Source organism: Tatumella saanichensis, assembly GCF_000439375.1.
Lineage (GTDB): Bacteria > Pseudomonadota > Gammaproteobacteria > Enterobacterales > Enterobacteriaceae > Tatumella > Tatumella saanichensis.
In genome coordinates, this window is record NZ_ATMI01000047.1 from 1 (window position 1) to 17743 (window position 17743).

Below are 17743 nucleotides of genomic sequence, written 5' to 3' on the forward strand. Positions count from 1 at the left end.
AGCACGATGTTTGTGCAACCTTTGACGCAGGCTTGGGAGACTGTGCTTCAGCCCTCCGCCGCCAGCTTGAATGATAAATGGCGCCGTTCGGTGGTGGCCAACTGGCACACGGCATTTGACGGACGTTTCCCGTTTGCGGCGAGTAAAAGCGATGCCTCTTTGCCGATGTTGGCTGAGTTTATACGCAAAGACAGCGGACGTATTGAGCGCTTCCTGATGACAGAACTTAGCGGAGTGCTACACAAAGAGGGCAGCCAATGGGTGCCGGATAAGGTCAACAGTCAGGGCCTGACATTTAACCCAGCCTTCCTTCGCGCCATCAATCAGCTGAGCCAGCTGTCAGATATTCTGTTCACCGACGGTAGTCAGGGCATCAGTTTTGAACTGCAGGCGCGTCCTGCGCCACAGGTGGTCGAAACCCAGTTGACCGTTGATGGACAAAAGCTGCATTACTTCAATCAGCTGGCAGATTGGCAGAGTTTCCGCTGGCCGGGTGACACCTACAAGCCGGGAACCATGCTGACCTGGAGCACGGTTAACGCCGGCGCGCGCCTGTTCGGCGATTACAGCGGGAGGTGGGGTTTTATTCGCTGGCTAGAGCAGGGTAAGCGCCAACAACTTGACCGTAGCCAGTGGATGATGAGCTTTACCACCCAACAGGGTCAAACCCTCCAGTGGGTGCTGCGCTCTCAGCTGGGAAAAGGTCCGCTAGCGCTGCTGGAACTGCGCGGTTTCACGCTGCCGGAACAGATATTCAGTTACCGACCTCTATTGACTGATGAAACTTCATTGCACCAGTGATAACCATTTCGGAATGTGATAAAAAACACTGACCCGCCTAGGCAGGTCAGTGCCAGCTTTAGGCAGCAGTAGTTTTCAGTAGATGGTCCGCAAGCCTTAGCGCTAGGGCGGTTCAGGTCAGGGTCGGGTTGACACAACCTACCGCCGGAAAGACACTCGTCCCGGCAATATACAGGTTAGGATGATCACGGGGGCGGCAGTCCGCATTAACCACCGAATCAGACGCTGAATTACCCATAATCATGGTACCAAGAATATGTTCTCAGTTCTGCTTATTCAAATCGCTGGCCACGATTTTCGCATTGAGGATACTGGCAATCTTTGTCACATCGGCAATTGCTGTATCACGTCCATTGTTCCAATAGTCATCAACGTTATAGTGGATTTCGGGTATGGGGATAGCAATCGCATCTCGGCGGTCACGGCTCGGTACGCTCCTATTGGCCGGATCTGGCAGCGTTTCTAAGTCGATAGCCAGCGAAATCTGACGCGCTGACTGGTATCTGATCTGTCGATAAAGTTCGTGGCCAAGGATCCCCTGTTTAATCAGTTTTGGCGATGAATGGCAAACAGCAGGAAATTCCATGACTGTTACAATATTCATAGTGACGCTGTCAGCATGATGCTTATACTGGCAGCCAGCCACCCAATGGGCCACTAACTGATTGTCAATGATGAAATTTTTAACAAAAAGTGCCCTGGTGTTTTCCCTGAAAACCGCACTGGCTGCCTTCGTGGCATTTTATATGGCCTTACGCCTAAATCTGGAAAAACCGGCCTGGTCGCTGACTACCGTATATGTGGTGTCGCAGCTCTACACCGCCTCAACGGTATCGAAATCACTGTTTCGTCTGCTCGGCACCGTGCTGGGAGGCGTTTTTATCTACTGTGTCTATCCTGCCACGGTGGAGTCTCCAATTATGTTCAGCTTGGCGGTCTCCGGTTGGGTAGCGCTGTGCTTGTATTTCTCACTCCATGACCGGACGCCGAAAAGCTATATCTTTATGCTGGCCGGTTACAGTGCTGCGATTATGGGGTTTCCGGATGTCACCTCCCCGTCAGCGATTAGCTATACAGTAATTTCTCGTATCGAAGAAGTGGCTGTCGGTATCCTGGTCAGCAGCCTAGTACACTCACTGATTTTCCCTACCAGTATGCGGGCACTCTTGGAAAATAGCGTGACCAACTGGTATCAACAGGCGAGTAAGGTGTGTGCTTCGCTGCTCAGTCAGTCATCGGCGACCGATACGCCGGAACGCGATCACATCCTCGTCCAAATGGCCAATTATCCAGTGACGGTTGAAATGCTGATGACCCATTGTGCCTATGAGACCACTCAAGTACGACGGTTGGTCAGAATGGTCTCGGTGCAGTATCAGCATCTTTCCTATCTGGTTCCGACGTTGACCGCGATCGAAAAACGGTTAAGTTTACTGGCGGCAGAAAACATCCCGTTTCCCCTTGGGGTCAGCGACAGCATTCGTCAATTTTTAGGGTGGCTGGAAGATCCGCAGCAGCAGGCAAAACAGCAACAACTTAATCGGCAACTGGCGACCGCACTCCAGCAGGTCGAGGACGGTTTTCATCAGCAAAAGATGTCCAGCGAAGAGAGTTTGTTGTTTGCAGGATTACTCGAAAGGTTACAAAATTTTGTCAGGATCATCAGCGCTTATCACAATGTCGAGTTACGTATCTCACGACTTAGTAGACGGCGTAGCGCTTCTGAACGTCGGCCGCCTAAGCATTATTTCGATAATGGAATGATAGCGTTATCATCCTTTACGGCATTTCTAGCAACAACGTTTGCCTGCCTGTTCTGGATAGGTACCGGTTGGAAAAGCGGCTATAACGCCGCGATGATGGCGGCAGTCACCTGCTCGTTTTTCGCCTCCCATGACAGCCCCTCCGGTGGGATGAAAGTGTTTTTTAAAGGTCTTGCCATCGCTATTAGCATCAGTATTTTTTATTCCATGGTGCTGTTGCCAGGTGCAGTTACCTTCGAGGCACTGATGATCTGTTTGTTACCCGCACTGATACTAATGGGTCTGATTATTGCTAACCCGGCCACTAACTTTATAGGCCTAATTATCGCCACCCAACTCCCCGCCTATATTGGCCTGTCACATGATTTTTCTCCAGCGCCGTTGGCCACCATCAATGCTGCGTTCTCTACCTTTGTCGGCGTTATTATTTCTATGGTGCTGACCGTGATTATTCGTAATAAACGGCCCTCAAAGATTGCTCGCCGAGCATTACGCGCCGGGGTTAAAGAATTGTTACAGCTTACCAATGATATTCGTTGGCAGAACGCGTCATTATTACAGCGTCAGCAGTTTGTGCAGCGGATGTTGGATCGGATCACCATTATTTTGCCCCGTAATAAAGCCGATCCAGCGTTGACGCTGAACGTGGAAAATAACCTCATCACTGAGGTTTGGCTGGGGGCGAATTTATTTGATTTCTATGGCCGCCATGCCGTGCAGTTACAGGAAAAGGGTATAGATACCGAACGATTATTTTATGAGATCAGTCACTATTTAAAACGGCGCTTAAAAAATATTCATGCTACCCCGCACAGCAATTTATTTGTGGAGTTAGAACGGTTGTTAGGGATCATTGAGCCGCTGGCCAGAGGTAACAGTAGCTTGTTCAAGCCACTTTGTTATTTATTCAACGTTCGTTTATCACTATTTCCGAGCGTACGTTGGCAAAGTTTTACGGTAATGACTAACAGGTCACAAGGTGACTGAATTCAGGTAGGAGAGGGTTGTGAATAAACCATTTAAAACCATTGTTCTGTTGCTGGGGCTAGGCAGTGGTCTGCTGCTCAGCAGCATAGTAAGGGCCGAAAACCTGTCTTATCTGTTTATGCCTGCAGAGCAGCAGAGTCAACCGCAGTCGATGCTGGTGATGATGCACGGCTACGGGGCTAACGAACAGGATTTTAATGATTTTCCGGTGATTGTACCGAGTGATATGATTGTAGTATCGCTGCGGGCACCGTTGCCGGTGGCCGGTGACAGTTATCAGTGGTATCGTAGCGGCGCCCAAGAAGCCGGAGATGTCCGGACCAGCAGTCAGGAAGTGGAAGCCACGGTTAAAACGTTGCAACAGCAGTACCATATTTCGCCAAGCCACACCTATATTGGTGGCTTCAGTCAGGGGGCGGTGATGACCTATGCGGTGGTGTTAAATGCACCGCAGTTGTTCCATGGTGCAGTTATTTTCAGTGGCCGACTTCCTGCTGGGCTAAATACTTTGGCAGCCAGTAACACGGCGACCCGTCAGCTGCAGGCTTTTGTTGGACACGGTGATGCAGACCCGCGTATTCCGCTGGCCCACGCACGTCAGGCAGTGGCAATGCTCAGCCAGCGAGTCGCGAATGTGACCTTTAAAACTTATCCGGGTATGGGACATACCATCAGCTTGGATGAGATAAAAGATTTTCGGCAGTGGCTGTTCGGCCAGCAGGCACCTTAAGCAGGGGGAAAGGCAGGTTTTTGGTCAGTCACAGGACAAGATTTCTGCTATAAAGGATAGCACCCCTCATCTGAACAGGGTGCAGTCATAGGGTGTACAGCCCGCCCTGAGCGGCTGAAAACTGTCAGGAGTGCCTGAATGGCCATCGATATTACCTTTTACCGCCATTTCGGCCCCGATATTCTCGAGGGCCGTAAAACGATTACCTTGCGTGATCATTTCGAAAGTCATTTTCATGCGGGGCAGCAATTGAAAGCTGGTTATCAGGACAACCAGAGGTACTTTGCTACCTTGGAAGTGATTGGCGTCACTCCGGTACTTTGGTCACAACTGACAGATGAACACGCTCAGCAGGAAAATATGACATTGGCGGAATTAAAACAGGTCATCAGTGATATTTATCCGGGCACAGAGCAGCTGTATATGATTCGGTTCCGCTGTCTGCCGGAATAAATCTTAGCCTTCGAACGCATATTCCGCAGGAAATGCGCTTTCCGGCAACTGTGACGAGTTCAGTAGACGGCTAAATTCCAGTTCAGCCCGAGTGACTGCTTGCAAAAATTCGGTAGTAGACAGGCTCTGTTTCTGGCTACTGACATAAGCCAGCGCCAATTCTTTACTGTTGAATCGATTTAATGAAAACATAATGTTTAGCTCCGAGAATAAAAAACAGTTCAAATGATAACCATATTGGCTCACCATGAACAGTTGTTAGCGCGTATCAGTTTGATAGGTTTTACCTTTATTAGCGGTAGTGACTATCGCTGATTAATGCTGCGTTCACAGAACGCTTAACCGGGGACATCATCTGGTGAATAAGTGGGCGTGATCAGAGTATTCAGGCTTTTGCTACTAAATAAGGTGAGCAGGGTCGTTCACACTATCACACGGTTGTACCCCGAGACCTTTTGTCACACTCTGAGCAGTATTATCGTTATTCGGTTGGAAAGTTTCGTCATAAGCTCAAACCGTTATTAATTGGCAGTGATAGCGCGACGATCAGCAAGAAAAAGTGACCACCATCATCTATGCTTAATAGCACCGACAGCTGAGAGCAAATATGGACTATCTTTACCAGACATTGGAGTCGTTTGCATGAATAAAAAAATCATACTCACTTTACTGTTAATGATAGCGCTTATCTCATTGGCTATTTTTTTTCGGGCCCAAAATCAGGCGTTATTATTACAGGGTGAAGTCGATGCACCAGAAGTGATTGTGACCTCAAAAGCTAAAGGGCAGGTGATCGAGCGTGAAGTGGCGCGCGGAGATGATGTAAAAGCCGGTCAGGTATTGATGACGCTGGCATCACCGGAGTTGATGGCGCAGCTTGGTGCTGCTCAGGCCGCCCGTGATCAGGCTCAGTCACAGCTTAACTTGTCATTGAGTGGCACCCGTGAAGAAAGCCTGCGTAACTTGCGGGCCGCCTTGGCTTCTGCACAATCAGACTACCGTAATGCCCGTGATCAATATAACCGGCAACAGGAAATCGCCAAAAAAGGGTACCTCTCTGCTCAGGCCCTGGAAACGGCGCGTAATAGCCGCAATACTGCCCTACAGGCCATGTTGCGGGCGCAAGCGAATTTAGACGAAGGCTTACAGGGCGATCGTCGTCAGCAGCGAGAAATCTATGCTGCGCAACTTGATGAAGCGGAACAACAGTATCTTGAAGTTAAAGCCCTTACTGATGATCTGCTGGTCAGGGCACCAGTCGATGGTGAAGCGGGGCCGATTCCTGCGGAAGTGGGTGAGCAGCTGACCGCCTATAGTCCGCTGGTGACCATCATCGAACTGCCTAAAGCTTACTTTGTGTTTAACCTGCGGGAAGATATTCTCGCCCATGTCCGAAAAGGGGATGTGATCCACCTGCGGGTGCCGGCGCTGAATAACGCGGTGGTGGATGCGAGGGTGCATTACATTGCGCCACTGGGAGATTTTTCCACCAAAAGCGCCACTCGGGCGACCGGTGATTTTGACCTAAAAACTTTTGAGGTCCGGCTGATACCGTTAAAACCTGTGGCGGGTTTACGTCAGGGAATGAGCGCACTGTGGCAATGGAAAAAATAAAACGTGGCCGTCGCTATTTCACCCGTGCATTTGACCGGGAAATGCGTCACGCCTTTCGCCGACCAGTGGTCCACTGGCTGACTTGGGTATTTCCGTTGCTGCTATTCTGGCTGCTGAGCACTAACTTCTCCGCTGGGACGCTGCTTAACCTGCCGGTGGCGGTGGTTGATAATGATCACAGTCAGTTATCCCGAGAGCTTATCCGTAAACTGGATGCCAGCCCACATGCCGCACTGACCGAATGGCCGGGAGGGTTAGTGGAGGCGCAGCAGAAACTGCGCAGTGCCAAGGACTACGGTATTCTTTATATTCCCGCCGATTTTGAATCGGATATGTTGGCCGGTCGTCAGCCGCAGGTGGTGTTCTATTACAACGCCTTGTTCTACGCCTCGGGACTGTATTCCACACAGGACTTTCCGGCGTTGATGACCGCACTTAACAGCGAATATCGTGGCGTGATTGAGCGCAAAATTGGTAAAACGGTACCCGCCTTGCCTCAAGTCTCGTTGATCTATCATAGCCTGTTTAACGCCAGCGGCAGTTATATCTATTATCAGCAGTTTGCCGCGACTATCCACTTGATGCAGCTATTTGTGGTGACTTGTATGATTTACGTGCTGTCACGCAGTAAACCGCTGATCTATTCCTCTTCCTTCTGTATGTCGCTACTGGGTAAATTGCTGCCTTATACCCTGATCTACACCGTAGTACTGATGGCACAAATCGCATTACTGGTATGGACTTCTAGTGCCCGAGTGGTAGGGGATCCTTTCTATATGTTCTGTGTGGCATTCTGTTACATCATTGCTGCCCAGAGCCTAGCGATATTTTTATTTACCTTTACCGGCAGTTCAATTACCGCCTACACCCTAATGGCGCTGATGGTCAGTATTGCCATGACCTTCTCCGGGCTGGCTGTACCTGAATTGTCTATGCCTTGGCCGGCGCAGGTGATTGCCAACCTAGAGCCGCTCACTCATGCGCTCTATGCGATGTTTGACCTCTTTTTACGGCAGGTGCCAGCGGCACCGGTGGCTTCAGTGTGCGCACTGTTACTGATCTATCCGCTGGCGGTGGCATTAATGGTTCACAAACGCTTACCGGTGCGCTTGCGTCACCAGGAGGCGATGCAATGAAAGAATATCGCCAAACGTTTGTCAAAGTGTTCACTGGGATGCTTAACCGGCCGATGTGGGGGATGGTGCTGATAACACTCTGTATTATGAGTATGGTGTACGCGAACCGTACCGTCTGGAATCTACCGGTGGGGGTGGTCGATCTCGATCACAGTACCGCCAGTCGAATGCTGACCCGTGATTTGAATGCTACCTCAAAGCTAAAAGTGATCAGCTACGCTGATCTACCGGCAGCCCGGCGTGACCTGGATTGGCGAAAGCTGTTTGCCATTATTATTATGCCGGTAGACTTGGAGAAAAAGATCCTTTCGGGTGAGCAGGTCGCGATCCCCGTATACGGCGATGCGACTAACCGACTGCCAAATGGCCAGATCCAGCAGGATGTAGTCGCCGCATATCAGCATATGCTTAGTCATTATGATCAGCAGATCCTGCTACAAAGTAATTTTACGCAGCCGGAAGCCGATCTGCTGCTGACTCCGATACGCAGTATTGTACAGCCGTTGTTTAACCCCGGTATTAGTTTTGCGGCGATTATTCTGCCAGGGCTACTGGTGATGTTGTTACAGCACTCACTGTTGATTGCCAGCGTTCGCGTCAACCTGACCATCAGTGCCGGCGGGAGACCCTCACTGCAGAAAATCTTGGGAGCATATTCGGCACTGCTTCCCATTTGGTTGTTTCTATCGGTGGTACTGTTTGTACTGTGGCCATGGCTCCTTGGCTACCGACAAACCGCCAGCTTGGCGGAGATCCTGTTACTGACCTTTCCCTTTTTGCTGGCAGTGATCAGTCTCGGCAATCTATTAACTGAATGTATCCGCCGCGTGGAGATCGTCTATTTGACTTTGTCCTTTGTCACCATGCCGGTGTTTTACATTTCCGGCACTATCTGGCCGGTACAGGCGATGCCCTGGGGAGTTAGGTTGATCTCCGGTCTGTTACCTTCAAGTTGGGCGGTAAAAGCCATTGCTGGGGTGAATCAGATGGGGCTGTCTTGGGTTAACGCTTTGCCGGATGTGATGATGCTATTGTTGCTATGCCTCGGCTTTAATCTATTGGAGTTCTTGATCTATACCCTCCGTAACCGCCGTCGCCGCCAGGCCCTACTGGCAAAATTACCTCTCTAGTTGCAAGCGGCCAGCTAGCCTGGCCACAGCTCTCAGACTACCGGCCAGCTTTCTGACAGCATAAATGCCCGTTGTTCGGCGCTGTAATTCATCCGTGAGTTCTTATTACCGGCTTGGCGGAGTATGGTGCTGCGCTGTTGCAGGGTCATCAACGGAGGTTGTCGCCAGATATCTGCAGGGGCAGCACTGCGCAGCCACTCTGCTAACCAAGTGGCAGGGTGAATGCCATTAACCTCCGGAAACAGTGTCCGATGCAAGCTGTTCAGTGAGGCCGCTTGTTGTGGATCATCGGTCTGTTGGCAGAGGGTCAAAAAAGGCATCAGTAATCGGCCACAGACTTCGCCGTGATGCCAAGGCAGGCAAGCACCCACTTCTCCGGCGATGCCGTGGATCACCCCCAGTCCGGCGATACTCAAGCTCAGCCCCCCCAGCCACGAAGACATCATCATTTTCTCACGGGCCGTGTCACCACGTTGGTCTCCCCGAGCCAGGTCCGGCCAAGCTTGAACAAACAGTGACATCCCCTGCAGTGAGAACTGGCGGCTAAACAAGGTACTTTTGCTGGAAAGCCACGACTCAAACAGGTGGGTAAAGGCATCAATACCACAGGCTGTTAGCAGTGCTGGCGGGCAATGACGGAGTAACGTCGGATCCAGCAGGGCGATATCCGGCACTAGTCGCGGATGGCGCAGTGAAGCTTTAACCTGATATTGTTGCTGGTCAGTGACCACCGCATTTTGTGTCACTTCACTGCCGGTCCCGGCGGTAGTCGGCACGGCGATCAGTGGCAAACGGTCACCATTCAGTGGAGTATCGCCGATTTTTTCCATATACCGTATCACCGGCAGCGGATGGCAGCACAGGGTGCTGAAGGCTTTACCGGCATCTAGTACGCTGCCACCTCCAATAGCCAATACCCGCTGAGCCGTGGCACGGTGCTCATCCACCCAATCGGTAAGCTGTTGCGGTGACGCTTCACCGCTAACCGTCACAATAGCCGTAAGATGTTGGCGGATCTCAGGCTCCAGTAGCTGCCAACGTTCACTAGTCAGAAAAGAGCGGTGAGTAAACAGTAGAGTTGGCAGCGGCGGTGAACTGAGGATGAATTTCAGTTGCCCAATACAATCTGGCCCGAAAATTGTATGCTGATTACAAAACATTTGAGTGATCTGGTTCACGGGCGTGACTCCTTCGCTAAAAAACTGAGTGTTGAGCAGAGTAGCGATTAATGCCAGCTCAAACTTGAAGAAGAGGCGAGGGGGACCAGAAATTTTTGATTAAAACGATCCCGCTCACAAAAGGGCTGGTAAACAGGCAGGGAGCAGTATGAGTACACAACGTTTTCTTTCGGCACTGGCCGCTGGAACTTGGCACCTGGGCAACGGACGTTATCCGGAAAAAATAGAAATCGCCGCCTTGCATCAAGCGATCGATTGCGGGATCACCACCCTTGATACGGCGGAGATGTATGGACGGGGACGCGCTGAACGACTGGTTGGACAGATGATGGCCACCCGACGTGAAGAGGTGTGTCTTATCTCTAAAATCTATCCATGGAATGCTAACCGATTGCTGGCTAAGTCTCACTGTCAGGCCTCTTTGAAACGGTTAAAGACCGACCGACTGGATTATTACCTGTTGCACTGGCGCTATCCGGGGTATCTGCCGGCAGCGGTAAACAGTCTTGAGGCCTTGCGTAAAGAGGGGCTAATCGGCGGCTGGGGAGTGTCCAACTTTGATGTACCGGACATGGAGCGTTTACTGAACCTACCGGGGGGAGAACACTGTCAAATTAATCAAGTGATGTATAACTGCAGCAGCCGCGGTATTGAGTATCAATTACTGGCGATGTGCCGTAAAGCGGGTATCCACATGATGGCCTATTCACCCCTAGGCGGAGCCGGTGCACCGCTACTGGGGACGCCAGTGCTTAAGCGTATTGCCCAAGACCATGCCTGCGAACCGGCAGTAATTGCCTTGGCGTGGATTTTGCGCCAGCCTGAGATGACGGCGATTGTTGAGACCGGTAACCCAGAGCATGTGCAGCGTAACGCACAGGCGTTGGCAATCCGCTTAACCAGCGCCGACCTAGCGGCACTCAATGGCGTGTTTCCCCCGCCGGTGACGCGCCAGCCGTTAGCACGGCGTTGACCGTCTCCGCCACTCATGGCCCCACCAGGGGGCATCGAAGGTTAACGGCTAAGCAATTCGGCTCGGTATTGGCTGAGCAAGGATTGTAAGTCATTCACCACTAGCGTCACTTTCTCTGGGTCCGGTAGGATACGGATCACTTGCAGATATTCATGTAACAACTGCTGCAGTTTCAGGTAAGCGCGCTCACGCTGAATAGCCAGCCGCTGATTAGACAGGTCATCGGCCGCTTCACGGATCTGTTGGTGAAACTCGGACAGGGTCTGTAGATAAGGAATGTTCAGTGCGGTAATACGCCGGTAAATAATAATCAGATTAATCCCGAGGCGATAACGGGTCAGCTTGCGACTGTCGAGGGTGATCAACAGTAACAAATCGTCGTAGAGCGCACTCAAACGGCTGATTTTACGTCGCTTTGGGTTAGTGGTCAGGGTTTGCAGCGACGTGGTCAAGATATTACGCAGCAAGGCATTGGAAACCGAACTCTTACTCAGGTCAGGGATCAGCCAGATAATCATCAATGTCACTACCGCACCGAGAATTTGCCCCAGCGCACTATCCAGATAACCGCTGAAGTTAAAGGTTTCCGGGTTAGTGATCGGGATCAGGTTGAAGACAAACATCAGTGAGGCACCGCTGCCGAGGATTTTCCATTGCACACAGAGTGAGAAAAAAAACACCAATACACCGATCGCGATGATTAACAACAGGAAACTCTGCTGGGTCGAGGGTACTACCACCAAGTAGTAGAAAAAGCTCACCGGCAGGATATAAATCATGCCATAGATAAAGTCGATAGCCACTTTACGGGGGGTATCGGCCCGCATCGCTAGGGTGGAGACAATACTGGAGATAATCAAAAAACCGGTGACTGCGGTAGAGGTAGTAGTGAACCACAGGCAACAGCCGATAAACCCGGTGAAAAAGGTACGTACACCGTTCACCAATGCATGGGCTTTCTGTACCGAGGCAGCCGCATTGATGGCATAGCGGCCAATAATCTCTCTCTCCACTTCATGCAGCGGCATTTTCGATTGGATGCCGGTACAGAGGATACGCAGTTCTTTAATCCCTTTGATCCATGAAGAAAGCGCATAAGGCGTGTGGCTAGCAGAGAGCTGATGGATCAGTAAGCTGAATTGGTGTAGCTGGCGGGTTAGGGAATGTCCGGAATCAATGGGCTGACTAAAAAGCATATACCAGCTGGTACTGCGTTTTTCTGGACGCTGCTGAAAATACTGCCAAGTTTCATACGTCAGAGTGCATAAATGAAACATCAGACCATTAATACCTTTCAGGCGCTGATGTAATACTGGATTATTATGGGTGGACTCCATTTTTAACACCTGACGCATGGCATTAAATTTTTTGCATTCTTCCAGCATTTTTTTAAAACGCTCTTCGAACTCTTGTTCATTATTTGCGGTAAAACAGCAGGCCATTAACTGAAATAGTGCCAGTGGGCAGTCATCAATAAAACGACGGATCTGGGGTTTAATACTTCGCGGCAGGAACATCAGGTCAGAAAATATAATGCATAACAGGCCAAGAGAAATTTCTAGTGAGCGGTAGATAGCAATTTGCGGTGCCGCCTGCGGGTCTTGCCAAGCGGTAACCAGAATGATAAACACCGAATAACCCGCTAGGCCGAAAGCGTAAGAAATTTCTTGTTTTACAATAGTATAAAGCCAAGAAAAGAAGCCGGCCCACAGGCAGCAGGCCAGTAGCATTAATACCGGCGCACGGGCCAGACCACAGATAATGATTACCGCACCCAACGAACCCACGGCGGTGCCAATCAATCGTAGAAAACCTCGGAAACGTAATACACCGGTCATTGGCTCGCCGCCGGAGGCAAAAGCCGGTGAGGCGGCAATAATCGCTACGGTCATCATCGACCATTTTGGGGTGTCCAGATGCAGGACAAAACTTAACACCAGCGCCATTACAAGGGCAAAGGTCGTCTTACCGGCGAACCTCAGCCGGAAAAATAATGAATTATGCATTTTTTATATTAAATCGTTATTTAAAATAATTGCAGGTCAGCGAACAGGTACACCTATACCGCTACCGCCTGGAAACAGGGGCAATGAAAGAGTTATTTTATTAACGGCGCATTGGGGCTATGTCCACACTCAAAGCGGGTGATAAACATTATCTTACGCCTTTGTGAAGAAACACAAAAGTGTGATTTACATCAAAGTAATAAAAAAAATATTACGGAAGTGTTTACCAAGTAGACAGGACTTCTGCGGTGAACCGGACAGTTCACCGCGATTTTATCAGGCATTGTCGCGGATGCGCTGCGCCCATTGAGAGATTTCTTCGCCGCTCCCCATATCGGCTTGCACCAGACCGTTAATCATAAAAGTCGGTGAAACGTGAATACCGTTTTGACGGGCATATTTGCAGTGCCATTTAATCAGTTGCTGCAAGTCTGGCTGATCAAAGGCTTCTTGAACCGAAACTCCACTGTATTTTTCCAGACGTTCGATGATTTGACGCGGGGTAGCATCCATGTTCGGGCCACGACAATGGTCTGTGAACTCGAACTCTTCACGATGATCGGCGACGGCCTGCATGATTTTCAGAGCAGCCTGATTACCATCTATCTGTGAACGGCCTGCAAGGATCGCGCGAACAATGACACCAGAGAACAGGTGCCAAGGCTGTGACTGCAGAATGATGCGTACCGTCAGATTATCGGCCCCCACCAGGGCGACCAGGTCATCCAGCTTATTGAAGGCTTTGACCGAGAAAGGGCAGGTTGGCTCAAGAAATACTTCCAGTAGGGCAGGGCCCTGACCCAGCGTTAGGGTCTTTTCTGACATCGGTGATACAGACATATTGATCCTCATTATTTTATCGGTGTGCCCTGAGCCGGTCAGCATGGAGCAACACCCTGCTGTCTATCCTTCTCAGCATAGAAGGGCCGCCTACAGGATGCAACAGCGGTGTACCTCCAAGCGGTCTGTAGGCAGAGGATTAACTGCTGGCTGCGGCGATTATTCGCGCCATAACAGTGCGCAAGGGTAGAGGAATGCACCATTTTTGGATGTTGGGCAGCATGAGCCAGATCCTTTTAGTCCGATATCTTGTTGAAAACCGTGAAGCCTTGCTGTTACCGATGGGTGGGTTCGGCAACAGAGTGGCCGACTTTCATAACAAAAAACGGACGCGCTATAGATTATTGATGTCTATCCGACTGGGGCTGTCAATGTGGTCTGGATCCTGCAAAGCCCTGTTAATCAGCCGCGACAACGAAGGATCTGGACAGTTTATGGCAAAACACGACTCAGCTTCCGCAGAGCCGGTTAATCCCGCATACAGCCCGCGGTTAACCAATCAGGATCTCGCCCCAGTGCATCAACAGCACTGGAACTGGTATAACCTTTTTTCTTTCTGGATGTCGGATGTCCACAGTATGGGCGGATATGTAGTGGCAGCCAGCTTTTTTGCGCTCGGACTGGCCGGCTGGCAGGTATTGGTGAGCCTATTGGTCGGGATCGTTATCGTACAGATGTTCGCCAATCTGGTGGCTCGGCCTAGTCAGGTAAGCGGCGTCCCCTATGCGGTGATCAGCCGCCAGGCATTCGGTGTGTTTGGCGCGAACATTCCGGCGATACTGCGCGGCTTGATGGCGATGGCGTGGTACGGTATCCAGACTTGGTTGGTCTCTAATGCGTTATTACTGGTACTGTTAAAATTTTTCCCACGCCTGATGCCGTGGACGGTCCCCCATTTTATTGGGCTATCCGCGTTGGGGTGGGGCTGTTTTTTAGTGATGTGGCTGCTACAGGCCCTGATTTTCTGGCAGGGTATGGATGCGATTAAGCGTTTTATTGATGTGGCGGGTCCGGCCGTGTATATCGTGATGCTGGTGCTGGCGATCTGGATCACCTCTCAGACCGGTTTTTCTGGTATTTCGTTGACCCTCAGCCAGAAGTCGCTGGCTCCTTCAGAGCAAGTTTGGCAGATGATCTCAGCCAGTGCCCTGGTAGTCTCTTACTTCTCTGGGCCATTACTGAACTTCGGTGATTTCGCGCGCTATGCCAGCGATATGCATCAAGTCCGCCAAGGGAACCGCTGGGGGCTGCCGTTCAACTTTTTACTGTTTTCGATCATCACGGTGGTGATTGTATCGGGGACACATTCTTTGTTCGGCCAGATGATCACCGATCCTATTGAAACCGTTACCCGGGTGGGCAGCGGGTTGGCTGTCGCAGTGGCACTGCTCACCATGATTATTGCCACTATTGGTATCAACATTGTGGCAAATTTTGTGTCACCGGCGTTTGATTTTTCAAACTGTGCTCCCAACAAAATCAGTTTCCGCAGTGGTGGTATGCTGGCAGCTCTGGGGTCGGTGCTGCTGACTCCTTGGAACCTATTTCACTCACCGGAGTTGATCCACTACACCCTTGATGTGCTCGGGGCATTTATGGGGCCGCTATTCGGTATCCTATTGTGTGATTTTTATCTGATTAACCGCGCCACCGTGCGGGTGGATGATCTGTTCTCCGTATCGCCACAAGGAGCATACTGGTATCGCAAAGGCATTAATCCGCGGGCGGTGATGGCGCTAGTCCCCTCAGTGTTGCTGTGTTTGATGATCACCTATTTCAGTTATCTGCAGGCACTGGCAGATTTTAGCTGGTTTCTCGGTGTAATGTTGTCCGCAACGATTTATTTGACCCTTGCCAGACATCGCCGTTTACCTGCCAGAGTGCATCCTCAGACCGCGGTCTACCGCAGTGAGCTGTAAAGATTTTTTTGGCGGAATTGCTCCGTAGAAATATCTGCGGGGCAGTCGTCAGATCCTATAGTCGTGCTCAGCGACTCCGGCTATACTTCGCAGCGTGTTCATTAAGCGAGATAGCCACTTCAATGCCGGATTTTCAGAATTTGATCCAACAACTGTGTGACCAAGGCTGGTACTACCAGCAGAATGTCCTCGATGAGCAATGGGTGTCCGAACTGGCAGATCTCTGTCATGGACGGACTTTTTTACAGGCTGGTATCGGCAAAGGGCTCCAGAATATTATCAATGAAGCGATCCGCTCGGACAGCATCAGTTGGATCGAAAAAGATGAGCAGGCCTCTGCATTGCGTCGCTATTTGGCATTGACCGAACAGATCCGTACCTTACTTAACCGCGAATTCTATTTGGGTCTTAATGACTTTGAGGCTCATTTTTCTACCTACCCGCCGGGGGCTTATTACAAGCCGCATTACGACTGTTTTGCGAAGGATAAACGCCGAGCGGTGACCTTTATTGTCTATATCAATCAGAACTGGCAGGCGATGGATGGCGGTCAACTGAGTCTCCATCTGCCGGAAGGTGAACACCTGATTGAACCGGTGGCCGGCAGCATGATCTGTTTTTTATCGGAGCAGATCCTCCATGAAGTGAAACCGACCCGTTGCGAGCGTATGGCGCTGACCGGCTGGTTTATCCGTAATCATGGGCAGGACTACTACTACAGTTAAGGTGTTGAGTCCCCCCTGGGCTGAGGGGATTAGGCTAGCCGTTTGTTTACCACCTGCTGACCCGCATCTTTTTTCAGCAGCAGAAGATCCGCCATTGCCAGTACACACAGCAGCCCCAGGGCGATAAATGACAGCCGGAAACTCGCGGCGGGCAGATGCGCCAGAAAATGAGAATGGGCGGTGAGACGATCACTGGCCCACAGGCTGAGGGCGCAAAAGGTGATACCCACCCCCATCGACAACTGAGAAGAGGTGCTGAACAGTGAATTGGCATGGCTCATTAGCGGTTTAGGGACATCACAGAACACCAAGGTATTGATGGCAGTAAACTGTAACGAGCGGAACATTCCCCCAAAGAACAGCACCAGCATGATCAACCAATGAGGCGTCTGCGCGGTAAAAAAAGCGCAGGCTACCATCCCTGCGATATTGAGAAAACCGTTTACGGTCAGCACCGGCTTAAAACCGAACTGCCTGAGGATCACGGTTGTGGCCGGTTTAATCGCTAAGTTACCAGCGAATACTGCCAGCACCAGTAATCCGGAATGGAAAGCATCCAGATGAAAGCCGACCTGAAACAGTAATGGCAGCAGGAAGGGTACGGCTGAAATGGCTGCGCGGAACAGAAAGCCACCCACTAAGGTCGCACGGAAAGTATCAATTTGCAGAGCATCGAGCCGGATCATCGGCTCTGGCACTCGCCTCATGTGACGCCAGCTCAACCAGAAGCCGAACAGACTCACTATCAGCAATCCACAGGTCAGCAGGCGGGATACCGGTGCAGACACCATTTCTAGGCTACAAACAAAGCCGGTCATGGACAGGGTCGACAGCAGAAAGCCGCGGACATCAAAAGGCCGTTTTTCGGTATCGCTGCTGCTTTTCATCAGCACCTGCGCCAGGATAAAGGCGATAATACCCAGCGGCAGGTTAAGAAAAAAGATCCAGCGCCAGTTAAACCAAGTGGTAATAAATCCGCCCAGCGGCGGCCCGATAATCGGTGCTACCAGCGCAGGCCAGGTGAGGGTGGCAATGGCGGTGATCAACTGCTGTTTAGGGGTATTGCGCAACACGGCTAAACGGCCAACCGGGACCATCAGTGCCCCGCCAACGCCCTGCAGAATACGCATCGCCACAAATAGCGACAGGTTGTCACACAGGCCGCATAGCACTGACGATAGAGTAAAAATGGTCAGTGCTAGGGAAAAAACGTTTTTTGCACCAAAGCGGTCGGCAATCCAACCACTGACAGGGATCAACACCGCTAATGTCAGCAGATAGGCGCTGATCCCTAGGTTAAGCCGTGTCACATCACTGTGGAAGGTCTTTGCCATATAGGGCAGGGCAGTGGCGATAACCGTCCCATCCAAGAATTCCATAAAAAACGCCCCTGCCACCAGCAGGGCCACTCCGGACACAGATTTATTTGAATTTTTTATTGGGTCAGACATGACTGTTGCTTACCGGACATGTGAAAATGGGCAGAGA

Annotated in this window: 17 protein-coding genes; 10 read left to right on the forward strand and 7 right to left on the reverse strand. The window is 50.9% G+C overall.

Annotation, left to right across the window (positions count from 1 at the left end; all coding sequences use genetic code 11):
* The coding region (locus DW47_RS0113370) for a type VI secretion IcmF C-terminal domain-containing protein (protein WP_029686926.1) at window positions 1–801 on the forward strand (801 nt) is incomplete at its 5' end.
* Between the two features lie 112 nt (window positions 802–913).
* Here DW47_RS0113370 and DW47_RS17915 read toward each other — a convergent pair.
* Together DW47_RS17915 and DW47_RS0113380 are read right to left on the reverse strand one after the other, a co-directional pair.
* Window positions 914–1057: a GMC oxidoreductase gene (locus DW47_RS17915; protein WP_420911407.1), complete on the reverse strand. Its 144-nt coding sequence runs from the start codon at window positions 1055–1057 to the stop codon at window positions 914–916.
* Window positions 1058–1063: 6 nt separating this feature from the next.
* Window positions 1064–1405: a hypothetical protein gene (locus tag DW47_RS0113380; protein WP_029686927.1), complete on the reverse strand. Its 342-nt coding sequence runs from the start codon at window positions 1403–1405 to the stop codon at window positions 1064–1066.
* Window positions 1406–1475: 70 nt separating this feature from the next.
* On the opposite strand from DW47_RS0113380, the gene DW47_RS0113385 reads away from it, so the two are divergent.
* The 3 genes from DW47_RS0113385 (at window position 1476) to yqfB (ending at window position 4734) form a co-directional block, all read left to right on the forward strand.
* Window positions 1476–3551, forward strand: a complete 2076-nt coding sequence (locus tag DW47_RS0113385; RefSeq protein ID WP_051150966.1) for an FUSC family protein — start codon at window positions 1476–1478, stop codon at window positions 3549–3551.
* 19 nt (window positions 3552–3570) lie between these two features.
* Window positions 3571–4281, forward strand: a complete 711-nt coding sequence (locus DW47_RS0113390; RefSeq protein ID WP_029686929.1) for an alpha/beta hydrolase — start codon at window positions 3571–3573, stop codon at window positions 4279–4281.
* 138 nt (window positions 4282–4419) lie between these two features.
* Window positions 4420–4734: a N(4)-acetylcytidine aminohydrolase gene (yqfB, locus tag DW47_RS0113395; protein ID WP_029686930.1), complete on the forward strand. Its 315-nt coding sequence runs from the start codon at window positions 4420–4422 to the stop codon at window positions 4732–4734.
* A gap of 3 nt (window positions 4735–4737) precedes the next feature.
* On the opposite strand, the gene DW47_RS0113400 is transcribed toward yqfB, so the two are convergent.
* Window positions 4738–4926: a hypothetical protein gene (locus DW47_RS0113400; protein ID WP_029686931.1), complete on the reverse strand. Its 189-nt coding sequence runs from the start codon at window positions 4924–4926 to the stop codon at window positions 4738–4740.
* A gap of 450 nt (window positions 4927–5376) precedes the next feature.
* Between DW47_RS0113400 and DW47_RS0113405 the strand changes: the two genes are divergently transcribed.
* Genes DW47_RS0113405 through DW47_RS0113415 form a run of 3 tightly spaced genes read left to right on the forward strand, consistent with a single transcriptional unit; the run spans window position 5377 to window position 8614 of the window.
* The gene (locus DW47_RS0113405; RefSeq protein WP_029686932.1) at window positions 5377–6348 is read left to right on the forward strand and encodes an HlyD family secretion protein; all 972 of its coding nucleotides are present in this window, start codon (window positions 5377–5379) and stop codon (window positions 6346–6348) included.
* Entirely contained in the window at window positions 6330–7484 is a 1155-nt protein-coding gene (locus DW47_RS0113410) for an ABC transporter permease (RefSeq protein ID WP_029686933.1), read from the forward strand. The genes DW47_RS0113405 and DW47_RS0113410 overlap by 19 nt, the downstream gene beginning before the upstream one ends.
* Window positions 7481–8614, forward strand: a complete 1134-nt coding sequence (locus DW47_RS0113415) for an ABC transporter permease (RefSeq protein WP_029686934.1) — start codon at window positions 7481–7483, stop codon at window positions 8612–8614. The genes DW47_RS0113410 and DW47_RS0113415 overlap by 4 nt, the downstream gene beginning before the upstream one ends.
* 32 nt (window positions 8615–8646) lie before the next feature.
* Here the strand turns inward: DW47_RS0113415 and DW47_RS0113420 are convergent, their stop codons facing one another.
* Entirely contained in the window at window positions 8647–9792 is a 1146-nt protein-coding gene (locus DW47_RS0113420; RefSeq protein WP_241430760.1) for an iron-containing alcohol dehydrogenase, read from the reverse strand.
* Between the two features lie 148 nt (window positions 9793–9940).
* Between DW47_RS0113420 and DW47_RS0113425 the strand changes: the two genes are divergently transcribed.
* Window positions 9941–10765: an aldo/keto reductase gene (locus DW47_RS0113425; protein WP_029686936.1), complete on the forward strand. Its 825-nt coding sequence runs from the start codon at window positions 9941–9943 to the stop codon at window positions 10763–10765.
* 41 nt (window positions 10766–10806) lie between these two features.
* On the opposite strand, the gene DW47_RS0113430 is transcribed toward DW47_RS0113425, so the two are convergent.
* Window positions 10807–12771, reverse strand: coding sequence for an FUSC family protein (locus tag DW47_RS0113430; protein WP_071846651.1), 1965 nt, complete (start codon window positions 12769–12771; stop codon window positions 10807–10809).
* A gap of 276 nt (window positions 12772–13047) precedes the next feature.
* Window positions 13048–13611 (reverse strand): DsbA family protein, encoded by a 564-nt coding sequence (locus tag DW47_RS0113435; RefSeq protein WP_029686938.1) that lies wholly within the window; start codon window positions 13609–13611, stop codon window positions 13048–13050.
* A 434-nt stretch (window positions 13612–14045) separates the two neighbouring features.
* Between DW47_RS0113435 and DW47_RS0113440 the strand changes: the two genes are divergently transcribed.
* Both DW47_RS0113440 and DW47_RS0113445 read left to right on the forward strand, forming a co-directional pair.
* A complete protein-coding gene (locus tag DW47_RS0113440; RefSeq protein WP_051150967.1) occupies window positions 14046–15530 on the forward strand; it encodes an NCS1 family nucleobase:cation symporter-1 in 1485 nt (494 codons plus the stop codon).
* Window positions 15531–15670: 140 nt separating this feature from the next.
* On the forward strand, window positions 15671–16255 hold the full coding sequence (locus tag DW47_RS0113445; RefSeq protein ID WP_161606711.1) for a 2OG-Fe(II) oxygenase: 585 nt from the start codon (window positions 15671–15673) through the stop codon (window positions 16253–16255).
* Window positions 16256–16284: 29 nt separating this feature from the next.
* Here DW47_RS0113445 and DW47_RS0113450 read toward each other — a convergent pair whose 3' ends face one another.
* The gene (locus tag DW47_RS0113450; protein WP_029686941.1) at window positions 16285–17706 is read right to left on the reverse strand and encodes an MFS transporter; all 1422 of its coding nucleotides are present in this window, start codon (window positions 17704–17706) and stop codon (window positions 16285–16287) included.
* Window positions 17707–17743: the final 37 nt, after the last annotated feature.